Source organism: Parabacteroides leei (assembly GCF_023369805.1).
GTDB lineage: Bacteria > Bacteroidota > Bacteroidia > Bacteroidales > Tannerellaceae > Parabacteroides > Parabacteroides leei.
In genome coordinates this window covers 21,704-45,236 of record NZ_JAMBQG010000017.1, presented here as the reverse complement: position 1 = coordinate 45,236, position 23,533 = coordinate 21,704, and the positions used below count along the sequence as shown (strand labels likewise).

Annotated in this window: 16 protein-coding genes; all 16 read right to left on the bottom strand. The window is 45.7% G+C overall.

The window, feature by feature from the left end; genetic code table 11:
* Positions 1–13: 13 nt before the first annotated feature.
* A complete protein-coding gene (gene ftsZ, locus M1P97_RS20170) occupies positions 14–1,378 on the bottom strand; it encodes a cell division protein FtsZ (protein ID WP_195373158.1) in 1,365 nt (454 codons plus the stop codon).
* A 28-nt stretch (positions 1,379–1,406) separates the two neighbouring features.
* On the bottom strand, positions 1,407–2,750 hold the full coding sequence (gene ftsA, locus M1P97_RS20165) for a cell division protein FtsA (protein ID WP_195373157.1): 1,344 nt from the start codon (positions 2,748–2,750) through the stop codon (positions 1,407–1,409).
* A gap of 5 nt (positions 2,751–2,755) precedes the next feature.
* Complete coding sequence (locus tag M1P97_RS20160; RefSeq protein WP_195373156.1) at positions 2,756–3,484, bottom strand: cell division protein FtsQ/DivIB; 729 nt, start codon at positions 3,482–3,484, stop codon at positions 2,756–2,758.
* Complete coding sequence (gene murC / locus M1P97_RS20155) at positions 3,481–4,866, bottom strand: UDP-N-acetylmuramate--L-alanine ligase (RefSeq protein ID WP_195373155.1); 1,386 nt, start codon at positions 4,864–4,866, stop codon at positions 3,481–3,483. Before murC ends, M1P97_RS20160 begins: the two co-directional genes overlap by 4 nt.
* 1 nt (position 4,867) lies before the next feature.
* Complete coding sequence (gene murG / locus M1P97_RS20150) at positions 4,868–5,977, bottom strand: undecaprenyldiphospho-muramoylpentapeptide beta-N-acetylglucosaminyltransferase (RefSeq protein WP_249390029.1); 1,110 nt, start codon at positions 5,975–5,977, stop codon at positions 4,868–4,870.
* Between the two features lie 3 nt (positions 5,978–5,980).
* Positions 5,981–7,276 carry an FtsW/RodA/SpoVE family cell cycle protein gene (locus M1P97_RS20145; protein WP_195373153.1) on the bottom strand — a complete coding sequence of 432 codons (1,296 nt, stop codon included), beginning with the start codon at positions 7,274–7,276 and terminating at the stop codon, positions 5,981–5,983.
* A gap of 11 nt (positions 7,277–7,287) precedes the next feature.
* The gene (gene murD / locus M1P97_RS20140) at positions 7,288–8,622 is read right to left on the bottom strand and encodes a UDP-N-acetylmuramoyl-L-alanine--D-glutamate ligase (RefSeq protein ID WP_195373152.1); all 1,335 of its coding nucleotides are present in this window, start codon (positions 8,620–8,622) and stop codon (positions 7,288–7,290) included.
* Positions 8,623–8,637: 15 nt separating this feature from the next.
* Positions 8,638–9,897: a phospho-N-acetylmuramoyl-pentapeptide-transferase gene (mraY, locus tag M1P97_RS20135; protein ID WP_249390028.1), complete on the bottom strand. Its 1,260-nt coding sequence runs from the start codon at positions 9,895–9,897 to the stop codon at positions 8,638–8,640.
* A 6-nt stretch (positions 9,898–9,903) separates the two neighbouring features.
* Positions 9,904–11,385, bottom strand: a complete 1,482-nt coding sequence (locus M1P97_RS20130; RefSeq protein WP_195373150.1) for a UDP-N-acetylmuramoyl-L-alanyl-D-glutamate--2,6-diaminopimelate ligase — start codon at positions 11,383–11,385, stop codon at positions 9,904–9,906.
* A 1-nt stretch (position 11,386) separates the two neighbouring features.
* Complete coding sequence (locus tag M1P97_RS20125) at positions 11,387–13,555, bottom strand: penicillin-binding protein (protein WP_195373149.1); 2,169 nt, start codon at positions 13,553–13,555, stop codon at positions 11,387–11,389.
* Between the two features lie 2 nt (positions 13,556–13,557).
* Positions 13,558–13,911, bottom strand: coding sequence for an FtsL-like putative cell division protein (locus M1P97_RS20120; RefSeq protein ID WP_028727182.1), 354 nt, complete (start codon positions 13,909–13,911; stop codon positions 13,558–13,560).
* Positions 13,912–14,006: 95 nt separating this feature from the next.
* A complete protein-coding gene (rsmH, locus tag M1P97_RS20115) occupies positions 14,007–14,924 on the bottom strand; it encodes a 16S rRNA (cytosine(1402)-N(4))-methyltransferase RsmH (RefSeq protein ID WP_195373148.1) in 918 nt (305 codons plus the stop codon).
* Positions 14,925–15,360: 436 nt separating this feature from the next.
* Entirely contained in the window at positions 15,361–17,361 is a 2,001-nt protein-coding gene (locus M1P97_RS20110; protein WP_249390027.1) for a glucosidase family protein, read from the bottom strand.
* Between the two features lie 32 nt (positions 17,362–17,393).
* Positions 17,394–20,273, bottom strand: a complete 2,880-nt coding sequence (locus M1P97_RS20105) for a sugar-binding domain-containing protein (RefSeq protein WP_249390026.1) — start codon at positions 20,271–20,273, stop codon at positions 17,394–17,396.
* Between the two features lie 14 nt (positions 20,274–20,287).
* Positions 20,288–21,739, bottom strand: coding sequence for a trehalase family glycosidase (locus M1P97_RS20100; protein WP_249390025.1), 1,452 nt, complete (start codon positions 21,737–21,739; stop codon positions 20,288–20,290).
* A gap of 108 nt (positions 21,740–21,847) precedes the next feature.
* The gene (locus M1P97_RS20095; protein WP_195373145.1) at positions 21,848–23,515 is read right to left on the bottom strand and encodes a RagB/SusD family nutrient uptake outer membrane protein; all 1,668 of its coding nucleotides are present in this window, start codon (positions 23,513–23,515) and stop codon (positions 21,848–21,850) included.
* Positions 23,516–23,533 lie beyond the last annotated feature (18 nt).

The following is a 23,533-nucleotide window of genomic DNA, read 5'->3' as shown; positions in this document are numbered from 1 at the left end:
TTCTTATTTAAAATTATCGGAAACTTATCACCTGCTTGCCTCCTGTATCCGGTTTCTTTCCTTCGGAGCGGGAAGCAGAAGTATTGACTGCTGTCGATGATACCGAAACATCTTCACCACCGACCTTCGAACGGGCACGAGCTATTACTTTCGGATCACGGTTATAAGTAGGATTATCCTCAATCAGGGCGATCAAAGCATCATCGTCCAGTTCATCCTGTGTCAATACAACAGCTTTAGCACGGGCTGCAACACGGCGCATACGCTGGCCGGAAGCTCCGTAATATTTGTCGATCAGGTCTTTTTCGGCACGTTCCTTATTCAGGCGTTCTTCTTCCAGACGGAGTTCCTCCTCGGTCATACGTCCCTGTTCGATCTGACGTTTTTCGGCAATCTGAGGAATGTCTTCCATACCGAAACCGGTTGCCAGGATCGTCATCTTCACTTTCGAACCGAGAGTGCTGTCGATAGCCGTACCCCAGATCACTTCGATATCGCGTCCGAAGCGTGACATGAAATCGTGAACATCGTTCATTTCCTCCATGCGTAGTTCGGCTTCCTCGCCGAATGAAACGTTGAATAATATCTTTTTGGCATTGAACACATCGTTGTTGTTCAACAGCGGAGAGTTCAGTGCATCTTCGATTGCCTGGCGTACACGTCCTTCACCTTCACCGAAACCGTTACTCATCAAGGCAACCCCACCATCTTTCATCGTGGTATTGACATCGGCAAAGTCGAGGTTGATTATACCCGGTAGGGTGATGATCTCGGCAATGCTTTTGGCAGCAATGGTAAGGGTATCATCGGCTTTTCCAAAGGCATTCGTCATGGTCAGGTCGGAATAGATCTCACGCAGACGTTCATTATTGATAACCAGCAGCGCATCCACGTTCTTACTGATATCTTCAACACCGTTCAAGGCCTGAATGATTTTGCGTTCGCCTTCGAATACGAATGGAATAGTAACGATACCGACAGTCAGGATACCCATATCTTTGGCAAAGCGGGCAATTACCGGAGCTGCTCCTGTACCTGTACCACCACCCATTCCGGCAGTGATAAAGACCATTTTAGTACCGTCGCTAAGCATCTTGCGGATATCTTCCATACTTTCTTCGGCAGCCATCATGGCACGTTCAGGTTTGTTACCGGCTCCCAGTCCCTGGGTGATGTTACGTCCCAACGGTACTTTTACAGGCACGTCGGAACGGTTCAACGCCTGGTTATCGGTGTTACACAAAACGAATGTAACATCATGTATACCTTCCTTGTACATGTGGGTAACAGCGTTACCTCCACCGCCTCCTACACCAATTACTTTGATGATTTTAGGAGTATCTGTCGGATAATTGAAATTTAATATTGTATCGTCCATTGTCTTCCGGTTTTATTACATTCGCTGATTACTTTGTATCGTCTTCGTCATCAAACAATCCCTTGCCAAACGTGTCTATACTTTTGGTTATGCGTCCGAACAGGCCAGGGCCTTTCTTCTTCTCTGGTTTCTTCTTCGGGGGTTCAGGAGCCGCTTTCACTTCTTCCTTCACCTCTACCTCCGGTTCCTCCACCTTCACCTCCGCTTTAGGCGGAATATAAAGGGCACAGTTCTCAGTCCCTTTTGCCAACAAGCCGACAGCCACAGCATATTCGGGGTTGTTAGCTATCATTTCCCCACTCTCCACGATACCTTTACGGACAGCCGAGTAGCGTACATCCATGTTCAACCGTTCGCGGATGACTTCCGGAAGGTTTTTCAGGGCGGCACCTCCACCTGTTATTATGATACCTGCTCCCAAACCGTTCATCAGTCCGGTAGCTTCAAGACGGGCATATACGTTTTCCAGAATTTCTTTCATACGGGCTTCAACCACATTATTGAGGTCGGCCAATTTGATCTCACGGAGTCCCATTCCGTCGGCAGAACTTACCTGGATGCTCAGGTCGTTGTCTTTCTCCATCTGTGCACTACCGTAGGTCAGTTTCACCCGTTCGGCTTCCGTTTCCACCAGATGCAGGCTGGTAATGTCGCGGGTGATCAGATGACCTCCGAAAGGAATGACCGAGAGGTTGACCAACTGTCCGGCTTTATAAACCGTCAGCGTGGTTACTCCGGCACCGAAACCGATCAAGGCACATCCTAAATCCTTCTCGTTGTCAGTCAGCACTACATCGGCCAAAGCCAGGGGAGAGACAACGATATCGGCTATTTCTATCTTAGCACGGTCGGCAATACTGTTGAGCACATAACGCTTCAACGAAGGCCGTCCTACAATCAACTTGTAACGGGCTTCGATCCGGGTACAAGGAATACCTACCGGATTGGGTTCGGGTTTGTCATCTAAAAAATAGGTAGGCGAAACCGCAGCCAGCACATCCAGCATATCCGGATGATAATTACGGCATTCTTCGTAGAGACCATCAATAATCTCTTCGGTCACTACGCCGTCGGTACCCAGAATACGTGGAACCGTATGGTCGATAGAACGCAGCGACTGACCACCGATGCCGACATATACTTTCGCGACCTTCGCGCCGTTCAGTTTATTTTCAAGCTTCAGTATAAGACGCTTTATCTTATTCGCCGTTTCTTCCACATTATATACACATCCTCTTCGTATACAGGTAGCGGAGTTCTCAACTTCGTAGGCAATAATCGAGAGTGCCCCGGTCGGGCCCTTCGTTCCTACCATACCGACCATGTGAGAAGAGCCAAGGTCGATGGCTGCTATAAAGTCTGTGTATGCCATATCATCTATCTTTTAGTACAAACAATCTGATCTCTGTATTTTAAATTAATTATACTGTATTTCTCCCATCCGACTTTCGGAACGACCTCGTCGTAGAAGAGCCGCAGATTATCCAGCTTTTCTTCGAAGTTATCGAAAGAACCCAGTACGATCCGGTGGTTTCCCACCCGGGGAATCAGTTCCACTTCGTTGTCAGGATGAACATAAATCTGTTCTATCTGACTATTCCAGAACTCATTCTCCTGCAAAAATAATGCAAATTTGTATAAGTCGGTTACCGCCAGCTCTTTTTCGACGTATCCACTTACCAAAGGGACGTCAGTTACATACCGATGACTGACCGGCATCGTGCTTCCGAGGTTATCCACATAGAAGTTTCCCCTTGAACTGATCACACGTAAAACAGGTATTTTCTGCTCCACTTCGAGCTTGACTATTCCCGACGGCGTTTTATACGCTTCAATACGGGCAATCATCTCGTTCTTCTTCAGTTCATTCTCTATCTTATCCGTATTGATCGCGTCCATAGGCTTTTTGATCGGGTTAAGATCCGCCTTTTTGAGGATCGCCACCAGGTCGCTTTCACTTACGAAATGTTTATCGAGGCTGTCTTTCACCACGACCTGAAGGTCCTGGCATACCTTATCCTGCCTCATATCCCGGAAGAAGAAGGTGACAAACACGATGTAACAAGACAACAGTGTAGCTACTATTATGGATACTATACGAATCACGATTTCTTATCCAATATTTGTTTAACCGGTTCGATCAACCGGTCGATATCGCCGGCGCCAACCATCAATACTACTTCAAATGTATCCGCTTCCTTTTCCACCAGGCCGAGCAATTCTCCTTTACGGATCAGCTTTTTGACCGGAGCGGTCACAGCGTCAAATATAATCTCCGAAGTCACTCCCGGTATCGGTTCCTCGCGTGCCGGATAAATATCCAGCAGGATCAATTCATCCAACAGCGACAAGCTGGCAGCAAAATCAGGCGCAAAGTCACGTGTGCGGGTATACAGGTGAGGTTGAAAAATACCTGTCACCTTACGTCCGGCATACAGTTCCTTAACAGATTGGATACTGGCTTTCAGTTCGGCCGGATGATGAGCGTAATCGTCTATCAACACGATATTATCCTTTTTCAGATGAAAGTCGAAACGACGTTTCGGGCCTGCAAACGAAGCCATGCCTTTCTTTATTTCTTCAGATGTCACCCCGTTCAGCCATGCCAGGGCAATAGCGGCAACACCATTCTCGATATTTACTTTAACAGGTACTCCCAGTTGGATATCCGCTATCCGGATATCGGGGCCCACAAAATCGAAAAAGATCTCACCGTTTCCGATACGGATATTTTCCGCATGGAAATCTCCTCCTTCAGAGGCCGAATAAGTATATAACTTCACTCCTTCTTTCAGGCGAGGCGTTACAGCAATACCTTTCCGCATGATCAGGCAACCGTCGGGACGGATCAGCGAAGTGAAATGCTCGAAACTTTCACGATACGCTTCAGCTGTGCCATAGATATCCAGATGATCGGGATCAGCAGCCGTGATGACAGCCATATAAGGTGTCAACCAATGGAAAGAGCGATCGAACTCGTCGGCCTCGATCACGGTCAAATCACTTTTGTCCGAAAGCATCAGGTTACTATCGTAATTTTTCAGGATGCCGCCCAGGAACGCATTACAATCCACATGCGATTGTTTCAGCAGATGGGCTACCATCGAAGAGGTAGTTGTCTTTCCATGCGTTCCGGCAACACAAAGGCCTCGTGAACAGTTGGTGATCTCCCCCAGGACACGGGCACGCTTCATCACCTCAAATCCGTTCTGACGGAAATACGTCAACTCGGCATGCGACTCAGGAACAGCCGGCGTATAAACGACTAATGTCTGAGCCGGATCTTTAAAGGCATCCGGAATCAGGGATACATTATCTTCATAATGAATAACGGCACCTTCACGGTTAAGCTGCGCAGTCAGGTCAGACGGAGTTTTATCATATCCTCCCACCTGTTTCCCTTTCGACAAGAAATAGCGGATCAAGGCACTCATTCCTATACCACCCGCGCCGACAAAATAGACAGCCGTTATCGTATTTATATTCATATTATTGCTTTTTCTCTACTATCTTAACTATTTCATCTACTATCTGATCTGCACTGTGATGATGAGCCAGCTTTTCAATATTACGGCTCATCCCGGCCAGTCGTTCGTCGTCATGAACAACTTCGAGCGCCTTGGCGACAAGCTGTTGCTCTGCCTCTCTATCTGCAACCATTATCGCAGCGTCTTTGTTTACCAAAGCCAGTGCATTCTTGGTCTGATGGTCTTCCGCCACATTCGGGGAAGGAACCAGGATAACCGGTTTCTTCAACAGACAAAGTTCGGAAATCGAACTGGCCCCCGCACGGGAGATGACAAGATCGGCGGCCGCATAGGCATAATCCATCCGCGTAATAAAGTCGGAACACCAGATAGGCATACCGCGATAAGCTTTCAGGTGCTTGGTCGCCTCGCTATAATAATAACGTCCGGTCTGCCAGATCACCTGCACATCGGAGGCGAACAGTTTATCCAGATCCCCCTGAATGCTGCGATTGATCGTCCGGGCTCCCAAGCTACCGCCGACCACCAGGATCGTCTTCTTTTCGGGAGAAAGACCAAAGAATGCCAATGCTTCCTCTTTCCTGTTAGTCGCCTCTTCCAGGTCTTGACGCACCGGATTACCGGTTATCACGATCCTGTCTGCCGGGAAAAACTTTTCCATACCGTCATAAGCGACACAGATCTTCGAAGCCTTTTTCGCCAACAACTTGTTGGTAACTCCGGCATACGAATTCTGCTCCTGTATCAGAGTCGGAATACCTTGTGAAGCAGCCATCCATAAAGTCGGGCCGCTGGCATAACCTCCAACGCCCACGGCGATATCGGGACGGAAATCACAAATTGTCTTCTTTGCCAACCGGAGACTCTTACGCAAGCGATTGAGCACTTTTATATTATTAAATAGGTGAGCACGGTCGAAACCGCTCACCGGTAAACCTACTATCTGATAGCCGGCGGCCGGAACCTTTTCCATTTCCATCCGGTCTTCCGCACCTACAAATAAGATTTCCGCATCAGGAAAACGTTTCCTGACGGTGTTGGCTATGGAGATGGCCGGGAAGATGTGTCCCCCTGTTCCACCGCCACTTATTATTATCCGGTACTGTTTCATTTTCTATTTTGTTTCTGTTGCAAACTGTTCTTCCGTTTCGGGTTGCGTATCGGGTACCCAGTTTGATATTTCTTCTTCTGTAATAGCCGGAGCTGCACCAGCACCTTCGGTTTCATCTTCCGGATCTTCATCTTCCTCATTACCCATATTGGCACCGAACCGGCTCACACTCAGGATAATTCCGAAATAGATACAGGAAATCACCGTCGAGGTTCCTCCACGACTGACCAATGGCATCGGCTGACCGGTTACCGGGATCAGGTTCACAGCCACCGCCATATTAGCCAGTGCTTGTACGACAACCAGCAATCCGCACCCCAACACAAGGTATTTCGGGAAAGCTTTATCGCATTTCCGGGCAATCATCCCGACGCGTACCAACAACATGATATACAACATCAGGACGAATACACCGCCTACAACTCCCAGTTCTTCAATAATGATTGCATAGATAAAGTCGGAATAAGCCTGCGGAAGGAAATCCCTCTGCTGCCCGTGACCCGGCAATTGTCCGAACACTCCCCCACGTGCAATAGCGATCTTGGCATGGGAGACCTGATAATTATCATCGGTTATTTTATAAACACCATTTGCGTCGATGTCCGACTCATGAGGCTCGAAGAAACGTTCCAAACGTCCCTGCCAGGTACTGAAACGGTCGGGCAGATACCGGGTCACTCCAGCGGGCGTGAAGCGAAGCAGCACGATAAACACGGTCAGGCACAGGATCAGGATACCGGCCAGTTTTCCGAGCTTCTTCAGTGGCAACTGTCCAATAAACATCATTAGGAAGCAGACACCAAACAACATAAAGGCGGTCGAGAAGTTTTCGGGAAGGATCAGGACGCATGTGATCCCCACCCCGATCAATATATACTTGAATATCTGGTCGTCCGTAAATTTACTCCGTTTGCTGAGCAGGAAGGCGATAAACACGATCGAAGCCAGCTTGGCAAACTCCGAAGGCTGAAACTGTATACCGAATATCTCCAACCAACGATGCGCATCATTGGCATTAATTCCCACAAAGGGCGTGACGATCAACATCAATACCGAAACAGGAAGCAGAAGTATAAACACCGGGAAAAACCGGCACGGGACATTGTGTAACAGCAAAACCAATACAAACCCGCCCAACAGGAAAGTGGCATGACGAACGATCGGTGCCCAATGATTCGCGTTCTTGTAGGCGATCGTACTCGTGGCACTGAACACCTCAACAACCGAAATCAGGCACAGGAACATAAAGATGATCCATATCACCCGGTCGCCCTTAAATAATTTACTTGCCAGATCCATTCTAATTCATTTTACAAGTTACGTACGCAAACTTTAAACTGATCACCGCGGTCTTCGTAACTCTTAAAGAGGTCGAAGCTGGCGCAGCAGGGCGATAACAATACGGTGTCGCCTTTTTCTGCCAGTTCATAAGCCTTGCTTACCGCTTCTTCCATCGAGTGCGCATCTTCAATCTGCGCCACCTTTCCGTCGAAGAAAGCATGCAGTTTGCTATTGTCGACACCCAAGAAGATCAAGGCACGTACTTTTTGTTTTACAAGTTCTTCAATCTCGGAATAGTCGTTACCCTTGTCCGTTCCGCCCAGTATCAGTACCAGTTTGGTCGTCATACTTTGCAAGGCATACCAGCAAGAGTTTACATTCGTCGCTTTCGAGTCGTTAATATAATCTACTCCGCGTACACGGGCCACTTTCTCCAGGCGATGTTCCACCCCGGTAAAGTCACTCAGTGAAGCCCGTATATTTTCATCGTGGATATCGACCACCTTAGATGCGATGCCCGATGCCAGCGAATTGTACAGGTTATGTGTACCCGTTAATGCTAATAAGTCCTGATCCATTGTAAATGTTCCGTTTGAGGTTTCAATTACTATTTGCTTATTATCCGTATATCCCTTCACGCCGTCTTCATGCGTTTCGGCGAATGGGTAAAGAGTTGCCGCAGGATGGCGTTTAGCGATCTCGCGGGCTATGATCGGGTCGTCGTTCCAGAAGATGAACGCATCTTCCGACGTTTGGTTCTGGATTATACGGAACTTGGCGTTCACATAATTCTGCATCTCGTAGTTATAACGGTCCAGATGATCGGGCGTTATATTCAGCAAGATAGCTATATCCGCTTTGAAGTCGTACATGTTGTCCAACTGAAAACTGCTCAGTTCGATCACGTAGACTGCATGCGGGTCTTCGGCAACCTGCAATGCCAGGCTGTTCCCTACGTTCCCAGCCAGACCGACATCCACTCCGGCTTCTTTCAGGATGTGGTATGTAAGCATGGTCGTCGTCGTCTTACCATTACTTCCGGTGATACAGATCATTTTCGAGTCGGTGTATCGTCCGGCAAATTCTATTTCGGAGATGATATGCGTCCCCTGCGCTTTCAGTTTCTGGATCATCGGAGCCTTGTCGGGTATTCCGGGGCTTTTGATGATCTCGTCGGCATTCAGAATGTCGGCTTCGGTATGCTGTCCTTCTTCCCAACGGATTCCGTGGGCGTCGAGCATATCCTTATACTTGGGTTTGATAGACGAAAAGTCGGAAACGAACACGTCAAATCCTTTTGCCTTCGCCAACACGGCTGCACCTGCACCGCTTTCTCCTCCCCCTAATACAACAATTCTTTCCACGTTTATATATATTTATTATCTCATCTTCAATGTGACGATCGTTATAACCGCCAGAATAATACCGATCAACCAGAAGCGCACCACGATCTTCGATTCAGGCACCACGTTGAACGGTTTTTGCAGCAATGCTTGTATTCCTGCATTCCCCGCCTTCTGGAAATGATGGTGCAATGGCGTCATCTTAAATATACGACGACCTTCACCATACTTCTTTTTTGTATATTTGAAGTAGGCAACCTGCGCCATAACCGAAATACTTTCAGCGAGAAAAATACCACAAAGAATTGGTATTAGCAACTCTTTACGTATAATTATAGCAAATACGGCGATTATACCACCCAGGGTCAGACTTCCCGTATCACCCATAAAGACCTGCGCAGGGTATGAGTTATACCAAAGGAAACCGACTGTCGCCCCGATAAAGGCGGCGGCAAACACCACCAACTCTTCCGCTCCGGGGATAAACATGATATTCAGGAAGGAGGCGAACTCGAAGTGGGCGGACATATAAGCTAAAATACCTAATGCAACCCCTATGATAGCAGAGGTTCCGGCAGCCAAGCCGTCCAGGCCGTCCGTCAGGTTTGCCCCGTTCGATACAGCTGTCACCACAAATATGGTCATTAAAACAAAGACCAGCCACGCCGCTTCTTCTTTATAATTGCCTGCCCAGCTAACCAGTTGGGCATAATCGAAATTGTTATTCTTCATGAACGGGATGGTCGTTTTGGTAGACTTCGTTTCTACCGTATGATAGTGAACTTCTTCGATCACATTATCATGCCGTACCTCCATATTCTCCTTAATCACGACATCCGGGCTCATAAACAACACCAAACCGACAATCAACCCCAGGCCAACCTGTCCGATGATTTTGAATTTACCGTGCATCCCTTCTTTATTCTTACGGAACACCTTGATATAGTCGTCGGCAAAACCTAGAGCGCCCAGCCAAACGGTGGTGACCATCATCAGGATCACATAAATATTATTCAGCTTCGCACAAAGTAAAGTCGGGATCAGGATGGCAATGATGATAATGATACCTCCCATTGTCGGTGTACCTTTCTTACTCATCTGCCCTTCCAGTCCGAGGTTACGTACCGTCTCGCCGATCTGCAACATCTGCAAACGGTCGATAATACGGCGGCCGATAGCTGTCGAGATGAACAGGGAAAGGATCAGTGCCAACCCGGAACGGAATGATACGTATTTAAACATCCCCGCTCCAGGTAAATCCAATTGATCCAGATAATTAAAAAGATAATAAAGCATGTCGTTTTATTGTTGTTGTGTTGCAAATATTTCCCGTAACTTCTCACGGTCGTCAAAATGATGTTTCACGCCTTTCACATCCTGGTAATCTTCATGGCCTTTACCGGCCACAAGGATCACATCGCCTTTCTTTGCCAGCATAGTGGCTGTCTTGATAGCCTGTGTACGATCGGTGATACAAAGCGTACGTTCCATATCCGAATGATTCAGCCCGGCTACCATATCCTGAATGATCTCGTCCGGCTCTTCAAAACGGGGATTGTCGGAAGTCAGGATTACCTGGTCGCTCAGCTTCGCCGCCTCCTTCGCCATCAACGGGCGTTTCCCCTTATCGCGGTTTCCGCCGGCACCCACAACGGTGATGATTCGGCCTCTTCCGTCGAGCACTTCTTCAATACCATTCAGCACGTTTGTCAAAGCATCCGGCGTATGGGCATAATCGACAATGGCCGTATATCCCAACGGTGACTGTATCGTTTCGAAACGACCGGATACCGAATGCAGCGTGCTCAACACGATCAGCGTCTCTTCCGGATCTTTCCCCAGTGAAACAGCCGCACCGTAAACAGCCAGCAGGTTGTAAGCATTGAAGCGTCCCACAAAATGAACGACTACTTCACGACCGTTAATGATCATTTCTGTTCCTTCAAAATGCGACTCCAGGATCTTTCCTTTGAAATCGGCCAGGGTACGGAGTGAATAGGTCAGCTTCTTTGCCGCTGTATTCTGGAGCATGACCAGACCTGATTTATCATCGGCATTGGTCAGCGCAAAAGCATCCGCAGGCAGGTCGTCAAAGAATTTCTTCTTTGCTTTCAGGTAGTTCTCTACCGTTTTATGATAATCCAGATGGTCGCGTGTCAGATTGGTAAAGATACCACCGTCGAACGACAAGCCACTGATACGTTTCTGATCGATTGAATGGGAACTGACTTCCATAAAGGCATATTCGCATCCGGCTTCCACCATCCGGGCCATCAGGCCGTGAAGGGTGATCGGGTCGGGCGTTGTATGCTCTGTCGGGATCGCTTCACCGTCGATATAATTGCATACAGTGGAGATCAAGCCAACCTTATGTCCCATCTTACGGAACATTTCATACAATAAAGTAGCGATGGTTGTTTTCCCATTCGTCCCGGTAACGCCCACCAGCGTCAATTTATCCGAAGGATTGTCATACCAGGCCGATACTAATTTACCCAATGCGTCCGCCGAATCTTTCACCCGGATGAAACATAGTTTTCTTTCGGTAGAAACTACCTTTTCTTCCGAAAGAAACGGCAGTTCCTCGCAGACGATCGCAACAGCACCTTTTGCTATGGCACCGTCGATATAGGCATGTCCATCGACCGCCGTACCTCTTACCGCCACGAACAAGAAGCCGTCTTCCACCTTGCGGGAATCAGACTGGATGCCTGTAATCTTTACATGATCCGCTCCGACTGTTTCCAGTACATCCAACGTATGAATCAAATTCTTCAGTTCCATATTATTTTAATGTTAATCTTATGGTTTGTCCTTTGGCAATCCGCGTACCCGGTCCCATCGATTGAGCAGAAACGCGTCCCAAGCCATCCAGGGCAACACGTAAACCAGCACTCTCGAGTAGGTAAACCGCATCTTTGGCTCCCATACCGATCACACTCGGCACTAATCCTTCACGGAGCGTCAAATCACGCAGATGGAGTTCTTCGTCTCCTTCTTCACGTTTGGCAACTACCCATTTTGTTTCCAGACTATCTGTATTCGCATCGATGTCCAGTTTTCCCAGCACATTTTCAAGCGCATCCAGGTTACCATTCTTCGCCGCCGGCATTAATACAGCTAATGAGTCGCGCTCCATATCCCGCATATCGAACGACATATGACTGGCATATACTTTTTCTGCTATTGCCTTCACTACGCCTCCCGACATCGTACCACCGGACGGATAACCGATACGCGGACGACGGATCACCACGATACAGGAATATTTAGGTTCATCGGCCGGAAAATATCCACAGAAAGCCACCTGGTGCCCGCTTGTACGGTAGACACCGCCTGTTGCGATCTGTGCCGTACCTGTTTTACCGGCTATACGGATGATATCCGAATGAACGGCTTTACCCGTACCCTGTTCAACAACGCCCAACAACATTTCTTTAATGATATCAAGCGTTTTATCCGAACAGATGGATGACTTCAACACCTCCGTCGAAAAGCTTCGCACCGTTTTTCCATTGTGCATGATCTCTTTCGTAAACATCGGGCGAACCATCTTTCCACCATTTGCGATGGCGTTGAAAAAGGTCAGCGTATAGATCGGCGGGATCTGTGTTTCATATCCGAAAGACATCCAGGGTAACGTAGTCTTCGACCAATATAAAGTCGTGTCGTTCGGCATACGTATCTTGGCACGTCCGGCTCCCGGTATCTCCAGGTTCAACGGGATAGTCAGTCCCAGCTTATAAAGTCCTTCCACATATTTGGTCGGATTCTTTTCGTATCCTTTCAGAATGATCTTGGCAACCCCGATATTGGATGAATACCAGATAGCCTGTTCTGCAGAGATACGTCCGTATCCTCCTTTATTCATATTGTGGTCGGTCATACGGGCACCTTTATACATATATACACCTTTACCTACGTCCACAGTATCACTGGGTTGACAGACACCATCTTCCAGGGCGACCATCATAGAGGCCACCTTGAAGGTCGAACCCGGTTCTATCTCATCGGCAACAGCATGGTTCTTAGTCTCGGCATAAGCTCCTTCACGGATACGTCCCATGTTGGTAATGGCTTTTATCTCGCCAGTCGAAACTTCCATGACAACGGCAGTACCCGACTCGGCATCGATCTTCTTCAACATATCCACCAGGGACTTCTCGGTGATATCCTGGATATTGATATCAATCGTCGTGCGGATATCCATACCGTCCACAGGTTCGACCTCTACCACGTTTGTCCAGCCTCCACCCACACGGCGGACAGAACTTAATCCGGCTTCACCGCGAAGCAGCGAGTCATATTGCAACTCTAACCCGTTCTTTCCCTTGGTTACACCTGCGGCTTCTATTTCTCCGTAAATGTCCCCGATCGTACGGGAAGCAAGTGTCCCGAACGGCTTCTGGCGTTGTACCATTTCTTTCGTATAAAATCCACTCTTATAGCGGCTCAATCGCAGGAATGGGTATTTCCGCATTTCCTTCAAATCCGTATACGAGGCACGACCTTCGTACACCGGATACTGACGACTTTTGCTTTTCAATCCACGCAAAAGGTGTGCTTTATATCCGGCCGGAGTGCGGTTCTTGAATTTACGGGACAGATAAACCGAAAGCGAGTCTACCCCGTTCACCTTCGAACTCAGGAACGTATCGACGGAAAAGCCGTCGGCACGAAAGTCGATATAGGTATAATAGCGAGGCACACTGGTGGCCATCAGCTTACCATCGGAAGAGTAGATATTTCCACGTCCGGGTAATATCAGTCGGTTCGGGCGTTTCTGGCTTTCGGCCACTTTCTCCCATTTTTCCTTTTCCACGAAAGCTGTATCAAACGTCCGCAGGAGTATGCCTACTGCGATAAGCCCCAACAATAACACAACGAGAAAGTAACAGAATAATATCCGGTTACTTTTCGGTGCAGTTTCATTTGGTTCAATTTCTTCAGCCATACTTATTTATGTAATTCATACGGCGGAGTTTTGGCTCCTTCCAGTTCAATACCCTGTTCTTCAATCAATAATTCTACTTGCGACTGACGGCTGTTGCCTGTCAGTTCCGATGAGATAGACAAAGCTTCGAAGCGCACGTCACGCAAACGTTGTTGCAGACGGTCTATCTCACGCAGTTTTTGCATACAGGTGTAGCGGTTTCCGATAAAGAAGAATATCATTATCACAACAAGCACGATCATCCGTGTGTGTTTAACGATAAAATCCTCATTCAGGATACCACCGCCCAGCACATACAAAAGAGAAAGACGTTTCTCTTTTTTCTTTGACTTTTTACGTTGTTGTTTTTCCTCCACCATGACAGCTTTGCTAATTAATAATTAACAATGAATAATTAATAACGAGAGAAACGCGAAACCCATTATTAATTATTAATTGTTCATTGTTCCGTTCATTTTTTCTCTGCTATCCTAAGCTTGGCACTTCGCGAGCGGGGATTTCTTTCAATCTCCTCGTCGGAAGGCACGATTACTTTATTGTTTACCATACGAAATGGCGTTTGCACATTTCCGAAAAAGTCTTGTTCGCTTTTCCCTTCAAAGTTTCCTGTTTTCAGGAAATTCTTTACCAACCTGTCTTCCAACGAGTGATAAGTGATCACAACCAAACGCCCACCGGGTTTTAACACCTGCAGGGTTTGTTGCAGCATTTCTTTCAAAGCACGCATTTCATCGTTCACCTCGATACGAAGTGCCTGAAAGGCCTGTGCCAGAAACTTCTTCTCTTTGTCCTTTCCGGTGAAGGGTTTAACCAACTCCAAGAAGTCACCGATCGTTTCTATCTTTTTGTTTTCACGTGTTCTGACGATCAGTGAGGCCAGTTTACGTGCCACCTTCAGTTCACCGTACAGATAGAATACATCTGCCAATGCTTCTTCGGCATAGGTATTCAGTATATCGGCTGCGGTCTGTCCTGCACGAGTGTTCATCCGCATATCCAGCGCACCGTCAAAACGGAAAGAGAAACCGCGGTCCCTATCGTCGAAGTGATGGGAAGAGACTCCCAGGTCGGCCAACAGGCCGTCAACCTCTCCGGCAACGCCATGATAACGCATAAAATTATACAAATACCGGAAATTACTCCTGACAAACACAAAACGGGGATCGGCTGGGATATTATGTTCTGCATCAGCATCCTGATCAAATCCATAAAGTTCTCCTTCGCTATCGAGTTGTTTCAGTATTTCACGTGAGTGTCCTCCTCCGCCAAAGGTTACATCTACATAAGTCCCCCCTTGTTGAATATTCAGACCTTTCAGGCTTTCTTCGAGCATTACCGGTACGTGATAGCAGCTATTTTTCTCTTCCATTCTTGTGTTCCACGTTAAACTTTCCCTTAAACAAAAGCAACCTACTTCGTTGGCAACGGGCACGTTACTCTATTTCTGGGTAAAATTAAACATTTATCAAATTACCTTCCAAGAAATATAGAAGAAAAGTACAAAAAAGTTATCAACAGGTTGGGATCTTACTTTTGGCCCGAGCCAAAAGTAAGCAAAAAATCAAGGCTGCACCGGCTTCGCTGAGGCCTTTCTAAAACACTGCGCGTTTTGTTGGAGAGAGGTGAAAGGTAAGTTGGAATTTTTTCAGGCTGGTCGGTGAAGAGTATCATATATTATGATACTGCATTCCCACAATATATGACATTATATTCTCATAATATGTGACATTCTTGTCTCATAATATACGATGCTGCTGTTCATCAGCCAGGAATTCTTTTAGGTTCCTGGCTGATGATTTGGTGGATCAGGGAAGTTTAACGGAAATTACTTCTCCTGCTTTAAATGTTTTATGCAAAAGGGTTTTACCACCGGTTTTGACTGCAACTGATTGCTTGCCGTTCTTGCTGGTTACTTCGATGTCGAATGTGGAATTGAACGCTTTTATTTTACGCAGGTTCATCTGGTCCCACTCCGCTGGTAAACGGGGAGTGAAGGTGAAGGATTTCAGGCCAGTCGGACGGATACCGAACAATCCTTCGGTGATGATGCGGCAATATAATCCGCTTTCTGCAGAAAGGTGGCGCTGGCTTCCTTCGGGCCATGCTTCGATGGCATAAGGGACATGGTCACCCAGCAAACGTTGGTTGGAATAGAACTTCAGGTATTCAGTTGCTTTTTCCGTTGCGCCACAGGCATATACACCACGCAGAGCATACAGGGTGGAACGATCCCAGAAAGTTTCACTGCCGGCTTGAGTCAAAAGGCCGTTCTTTGTCCATAAACGGGGAGAGAACAGGGCGTTGATTGTTCCGTCTGTACGATCATTGATACCGACTGTCAGCGGGATACAAATCCAGGAACGAAGGATATCGTTTCCTTCATAATATTGATAGGTATCGAAACCTTCAACTTTTGCACCGAAATAGTCTTCTATATTTTTACGAAGGTCCTTCGCTTGTTTCTCGTAGTCGGCCAGTTCAGAAAAAGGTTTCTGCAGGTCTTTTCCGAGATAGGAAGCTGAACGTAAAGCATCGTAATATAATGAAGAGGTACAGAGGTTGGCTTTCCCTGCCGGGAAACGTCCTTCCAGTTCGTCGGAGTCGGAGGCTACAACGCCTTTGTCGTTCAGGTTTCGACGACAGTACTCCAGGCACCATTCGATAAGCGGCCATAATTCTTCAGCTTCTCCTTTGTCTCCTCTTGCCAAAGCGTAACGGGCTGCTCCGTAAGCGACCATTGCGGCATCACCACGGTCACCGGCTCCTCCCCAAACGTCCAGTCCTTCTGCAATGATGGAACTGGGTATCTTTTCGTATTCAGGGTTCATGAAACGGGCAAAATGCTTGAATGAGTTAAGGGCGGAACCGTTTCCGACTTCGTATCCCAGATAAGGGAAGAAGGGATTGATATATTCTGCCTGGTCGTTAGCCCAGATTGCGGCATAATAAGACTCGCCACCGGGACCATGCATTAAACCACCTTTAGTGTCGTAGATACTTTCTGCTCCACGTATCTTGGCAAAAGCAAACATAGTATTTACAACGGGATCGGGTGTTTCCAGTATCAGGTTATTCCAAAAGCCAGCGATCAGGTCTTTTCTAGCCTGCAGTTCTTTTTCGATATCCATCTTTTGTTCTGTCTCGCCCTGCTTATAACCGCTGATTGAGGCATAAAAGACAAGTTCTTCTTTCGGTTGAAGCTGTTTGCTTGTCGATCCTATAATCTCGGAAACCAGCCTATAACTACCATCCACCCCAATAGCCGGATCGGTGTCTATAACTGAACGGGAAACAGGTATTTCCACATTCACAGCCGACTCTCCCGTATTCCGGAGAATATATTTCTCACATATGGCAGGATTGGACACAGAAGGGAAAACAATACGGGTCATAGTGACTTGCGCCTTACGCGGCAAAGCGACCGTACTTTCTACCGTCATTGTACCATCCAGTGTGATTTTACCTACCTTTTCACCGGAAAGCGATTGCCCGTTAACCGATACCATATCCGAAGCATTCCAAGCGAACCGGCGCATCAAACTGGCATGTGTGTTATTCGGTATCGTCCGGAGCATCGGCCAGATCATACTCTTATTCAACTCGAAAGAGCCGTCGGCATTCACCCCGTAACGCAAAACAGCAGATACTTTCAAACCGCTCATTTCGATATGATCGTAATGAGGAATACGCCCCTTCACCTCCCATGAGATACTCCCGTTGGGATTGATGGACCAACGGTTCTGAGCATTGATCGGAACAACACATAAACCAATCAATAATAATAGACTAAAGAATAACTTATTCATAGCTTACTTACAATTAAATGATGATACATATTTCATTCATAGGATATATTCCCTAATTTCTCAATTTTACCACTTTGTACTTTTGAAGAAAAGAATTCTTTCAATGCTTCAGCCGTCAGGTGAAAAGAAGGACTAAAGTCCGGAGAATCCATATATTGCAATATACTATTATAGAACTGACGGGCTTCCGGTTTATCCCATACAGCTTTCACATCAGACATACAAACCAGTAATTTACCTTTTTCCACTTCAAACTCAAATAAAAGTCCCAGCTTATGATTTCGTTCGATATTATCGATAACTTGTACTATCGGACGGTATTCATTCGGCAAACGATCCAATATCATTGGATAGCTTTGCTTTATAATGGAAAACCACTGCCAGTTTGTATGAAAGTCTGTCGGAAAGCCAGCGAATACGGCATGTTCCGGATCAGTCAAAATACCGAGTGTTCCCGGAGAGACCGGACGATGGATATTCTCACAAATAGATTTAAACATCCGGTAATTCCAGTAATCTGTTTGGAAAAGGCCACCTACAGTTTGTTCCCGATGCTTTTCTTTGGACGGAAACAAAAGAACTTTACCACCTGCCTTTAAAGCATTAAACATATCGGAATCCAGATCTGTAGCCACAAGAATATTCTTTGCCGGTATCGATTGATTATCGGTCGGATAAATCCATAATGGATAACTATTCTTATAAGGAGTTCCGTCGACAGATAGAGTCAAGTTTACTTTTTCCGCCTTATGAACAGCAGAGACAGAAGGTTTTATGGTTCCTACTTTAACCAATTCACCTTGTTTGACCTGTAAAGGCACCACACCTTCATCCAGTACCTGTTTTTTACTATCCGTAAGTGTCCATGAAAGCTGTCTTCCGTCCAGGTCATCAGCCGAATAGTTTGCTATCTCAATTTCACCTGATACTGTTTCATTGTTCGCCCAGCAAAACCTTTCCGTACAGAACAAAGGAACGACTTCACAGCAAAAGCCTCGCCATTCTTCTGGTGTTATAAGCCCCTTACTATCCATAAATGCATCCAGAATACCCACATAAGCAGAGCCTTGACCCGGATAATCCTGTAGATCCAGCAACTGGAAACCGCCCCAATGAGGTGTCCGCAAATTCATCTCAATATCCGCCCGGTACAATAAGGCAGACCATCTACCGGAAGCTTGCATAAAGTCCTGAGCCTGGTTTCCCATACCGGCTTCCTCCAAACGTTTTTTAAAGACTTCAAAATTACGAGGCTTCAACACTCCTGTATATTTACTTATCTCGTCGAAGCTCGGATAAACCTGAAACTGTCCCGTTTCATGTCCGATAACAGGAACATCACAAAGTTCCTCAGCCGAGGAGAAGTTCATCACCGAATTAGGATAAGTATGATTCAGGTAACCACCATCTTCTGCATCTGCAAAAGAGAAAGAGGCTCGTGCATGCGTATTAAATGTACCTTCCTTTTCACGTCCTACCCGGCAAGTGGTAAAATACTGTTCGTCGGCCTGTTTTCCTTCCATCCCCAGATAGTTATTGGAGCCGGAAGCATACAAATGTCTGTCATCTGCTTGTTTGAATGTTTGTACCAGCATGGCCAAAGCCTTTTTTCCTGTCATTTCATTACCTAAAGCAAACATCACAAAAGAAGCGTGATTACTATATGCCTTATGCAAATTTAATCCTTCTTTCTTCAGGTAATCACATAACACGGTATCTTCTATATCGACATTCCCCCAAACAGGCAACTCCGGCTGTAAATAAATCCCCTCTATATCTGCTGCTTCAAAACAAGCTTCCGGCGGACACCAGGAATGGAAACGATAATGATTGATACCATACTCTTTCGCAATTTGAAAATAACGCCGCCAAGAATCGACGTCCATCGCTGTATGAGCTGTCAGGGGAAACACACAAGCATCATGTTTACCACGTAGGAAAGTCACTTTATCATTGATCGTAAACTGCTTGCCTTTTACAGAGAAATTACGCAGACCGAAAGATACCTGTCGAACATCCGTATAGCCATCCGCTTTAAATGCAACAGACAAGCGGTATAAAGCCGGAGAAAATTCACTCCAACATAGTGCATTATCCCCCAAAGGTAATTCATATATCTGCTCAGGGACAGAACAATCTATGCCGATCGTTGCCACCGGAGTCTTATGCTTTTTATCGGTATTCCACGCCTCGGCATAAAAAGACAATTCACCCTGTTGTGTCTTGATATCCCTATTACGAAGTGTAACCCTTACTATTACCGACTTTTTGATAGCATCAGGATAAACCTGTATATCTTCTATTCCACATAAAGGGGCACTTTCCAGATAGAACTCACCGATAATTCCGTTCCAGTTTGTCTGTGTCGAGCCCGAATAGGCATGAGAAGAATGAAAAACCTTATCCGGAACAGCCTTCAAACCATTATCAACCTGAATGGCAATCGTATGAGTGCCGGGAGTGAGAAATTCTGACAGTTCATATTGTTGTGCTGTCGAAATATTATCATTCGTACCCACTTCCTTTCCATCTATCCAGATTGTAGTCGGCTTAGTCCGCTCCATAAAAAGACGGACAGATGAATCCTTCCAGTTCTCTGGTATTTCAACAACCTTTGTATATAAAGCTTTTCCTTCAAATATGAATTCACGGGAAAGAGCATTCGTCTGAGCCATATCCGGGTTATATTTACCCTTCTTTCCTATGTCTGTTGTTCCCGGTAAAAACAAAGAGTCCATACCGGTGTTTGACAATTGCGCTATGTTAAATCCGACATCAGCGGTATCAAGCAACAATCCCCATTGCCCTTCCAACGAGATACGGTTACGCATATCCGGGGGCAACACTCTGCTACAGGAGGCACACATCCCGACAATCAGCAAACAAGCGATCAGTTTTATTGAGTTTTTCATGATAGTCAGTTTTTTTATCTGTATTGAACTTCTGCAGTCACTGTTTCACCCGGTCGACAAACGAGATCGATAAAACTAAAATTATTACCTAAAGCGTCAGTACCATATTCAGCTGGCTTTTCATTTATCTTTTTTACTTTTCCTGGAAACATCGCTCTCCAAACAAATTCCTTATCGAGTTTATTCACTAAAGAACTCTTTTCTCCCGAGTGGTGCAAGATAGATATTTTTCCGGAGAATACGGGTATATTTTCAACTGAAAACCAACCTGTTGATGAAGTAAAACGGGGAAGCGTAGATATCCTGTTAGCCGCTGCATCAGCATTAACACCGGCAATTCCACATACAATACCCTCGATTACTCCACTTGCCACTTCGGGATAATCGCGCCGTTCATTCGAATATAATTCATTCAGATAATGATAAGCAATATCTTCTTTACCGTATCTGTAGAATATCATCGGATAATATGACATACTTTCAACATTTGTTTCTTTTTCAGCCATCATTTCCAATAGATGGTCAACCCTTCCGGAATTATCTATAATTTCAAACCAAAGAGGGAAAACATTATTGCCTCCTTCTTGCAGGATTTCATCTTCCAGCTTATAGGCATAGTAATTCTGTGTTTGTTCATTCCACCAGACAGAGTTGTAAAGCCGGGCATATTCCGACGCTTTGGTTTCATACAAACGGCAGGAATCTTCATTACCTCTGATTTTCCATATCTGAGCATACGACTTCAATCCTTTGTAAACAGAAGCAATCAAATCTCCGGTAACAGTCAACCCACGTACAGACTCTTCATAAGAAGGCAAGCCGCGAAATGTTTTAAACTTTGGATCGATAAGCGTATCATCCTCGTGCATAACACCGGGACGCTGCATAATTTTATCCGCCTGCAACTGCCAGTGATTTATATACTCGTTCGCACTCAGGCGAAAGAATGTTTCAAAACGAGGGTCATTGATGTATGTTTCATCACCAGTCCACAGATATAACCGATAACAGGCATTCAGCACATCAAAATTAGCATTCAGATTATACCAGAAATCTTTATCAGAAACATAGTCGGCCGGTGCAGGTAAATTATCCTTATTAATCTCCCAATACGAACAATAATCTTTGGAGACAGATATATTTTCCACAAACCGGGTCAACATATTCAGATTTTGCCTACCATGTCCGTTTAACTCTTCTCCCATACATTGATGAGACACATCCCTCATACAAAAAGCTTCTCTATCAGGAAGAGCCGCCTCATACCAGGGACCAACCGGATCACTATCATCACCCACATATTTATCGGAGTTACCGACGGCCCAATTGAATATTTTTACAAGCATCGTATCATTTGATGATACGCAAAATGTATTACGGGCAGTATCCTCAATATCAGGATACATTCCTTGAGATTGACTATAAACACTGCTAGTCAATAATGCACATAAATAAACCAATTTCATAAATCAATACGTTTTCGGAAATGTCAATACTTTAGGAAAAAGAAGGTGTTAAAAGAGATTTTGCCAACCACACTTTTAACACCTTCATCTATTATTCAGGACAAGTTGTTATTTCCAACCTTCGTTCTGTGTGATACGTTTCATGTTCAAGTCGATTTCAGCCTGCGGTATAGGCCACCAGAAATCTCTTGCACTAAATGCATCCCTTTCTGCCGGGATAAGAACTTTACGTGAAGGTGTCCCACCTGAGAAATCCCGATATACAATACCTTCTATCGGTTTGTTCATAACATCAAGTACAATATCCCAGCGACGGATATCAAAGAAGCGAAGACCTTCCTGAGCCAGTTCAATCCGTCTCTCGTTACGAATCAGGTTCAGCAAACTGCCATTATATCGTTCGGTAATCATTTTATCAATATCGTTCGTATTACCGGCCCGGTCACGGATGACTTTAATTAATGTTTTGGCTTCTTCCGCATTACCTCCGGTCTCAACCAATGCTTCCGCTCTCAACAGATAAGCTTCTGCATAACGGAAAACGATAAACGAGTTGTAAGTAGTCCAAGTTTCCGGTTCCTGATAATATTTCTTCCAGGCAAAACCGGTAGGAGTTTTATTCCATTCTCCACCACCGCCTTCGGCCAACACATCACCAACACTGATTTCCTTATCCTGTAAAGAGCCGTAATCTTTAGCCGGATCAAAATAAGTTTTTCCATCTCTTTCCACTACATTATTGGGTATCGTATTGAAGTACTTACCACGAAACTCCATACCCGGAGCATAAATCGTTTCGTAAAAACGCGGATCTTTATTTATATATGGTCGGTTTTCGTTCACTTCACCAATATATTCAAAGGCATCGACAAGCGACTTTACAGGAGTAGTAACGCAATACCCTCCAATAGATTGGTTGTACCAGTCGCCCCAGCCATTTTTAGCGTCCATTGAATATCTTCTCACCAGGATCACTTCTTCCTGATCTTCACATCCACTCACAAACAATTTATCAAAATCGGCCAATTGCGGAGCAGAAGCAATCAGATGGGATGTTTCATCCAAAGTAATCTGAAAATAAGATTTATCCTTCAGATAACCGGCTGCAAAAGCGGCAGCACGGGCACGAAGCAAACGAGCAGCTGGTTTTCCCACCTTTGACTTATTAGCTGATTTTTCCGGTAAACCGGTTATCGCCTTATTTAAATCGTCAAGAATAAAATCGAACACCTCTTTCGGATCCTCTATTTGCTTCACAGTTTCACTCTCTGCTACAGTAGCCGGATTTTCGGTATAAAACATGATACGACCGAAAATAGATACCAAATCCAGATAATAATAGGCACGTAGTGTAAGCGCTTCTCCCAATACCCGATTACGGTCGGTATCCGCCTCTCCTCCAGGCCACTGGTATTTATCGATATTGTTGATTATATTATTTGCACGCTGAATAGAAATATAGCCGTTCGTCCACTTCTCATTCGGAAAAGAAGAAGAAGTATTCCCCAGACCACGTCCCATGTCATATCCCTTATTCCAGCTATGAGTTACCAAACCGTTATCTGTTACTGCATCCAGCCACAAATCATAATTATTAACGTTCAGTCTTTCATAAAGGGCATTCAGTGCCTTTTCATAATCTTCTGCCGATTTAAAATATCCGTCTGCTGTAATAATACCTTCGGGATCCAGATTTATATTGCTGTCGCAACCGCCCGCCATACACAGAGTCAATGACAGTACACCGTACAACAACGATTTCTTATATATTTTCATACTGTTTATTTTATTAGA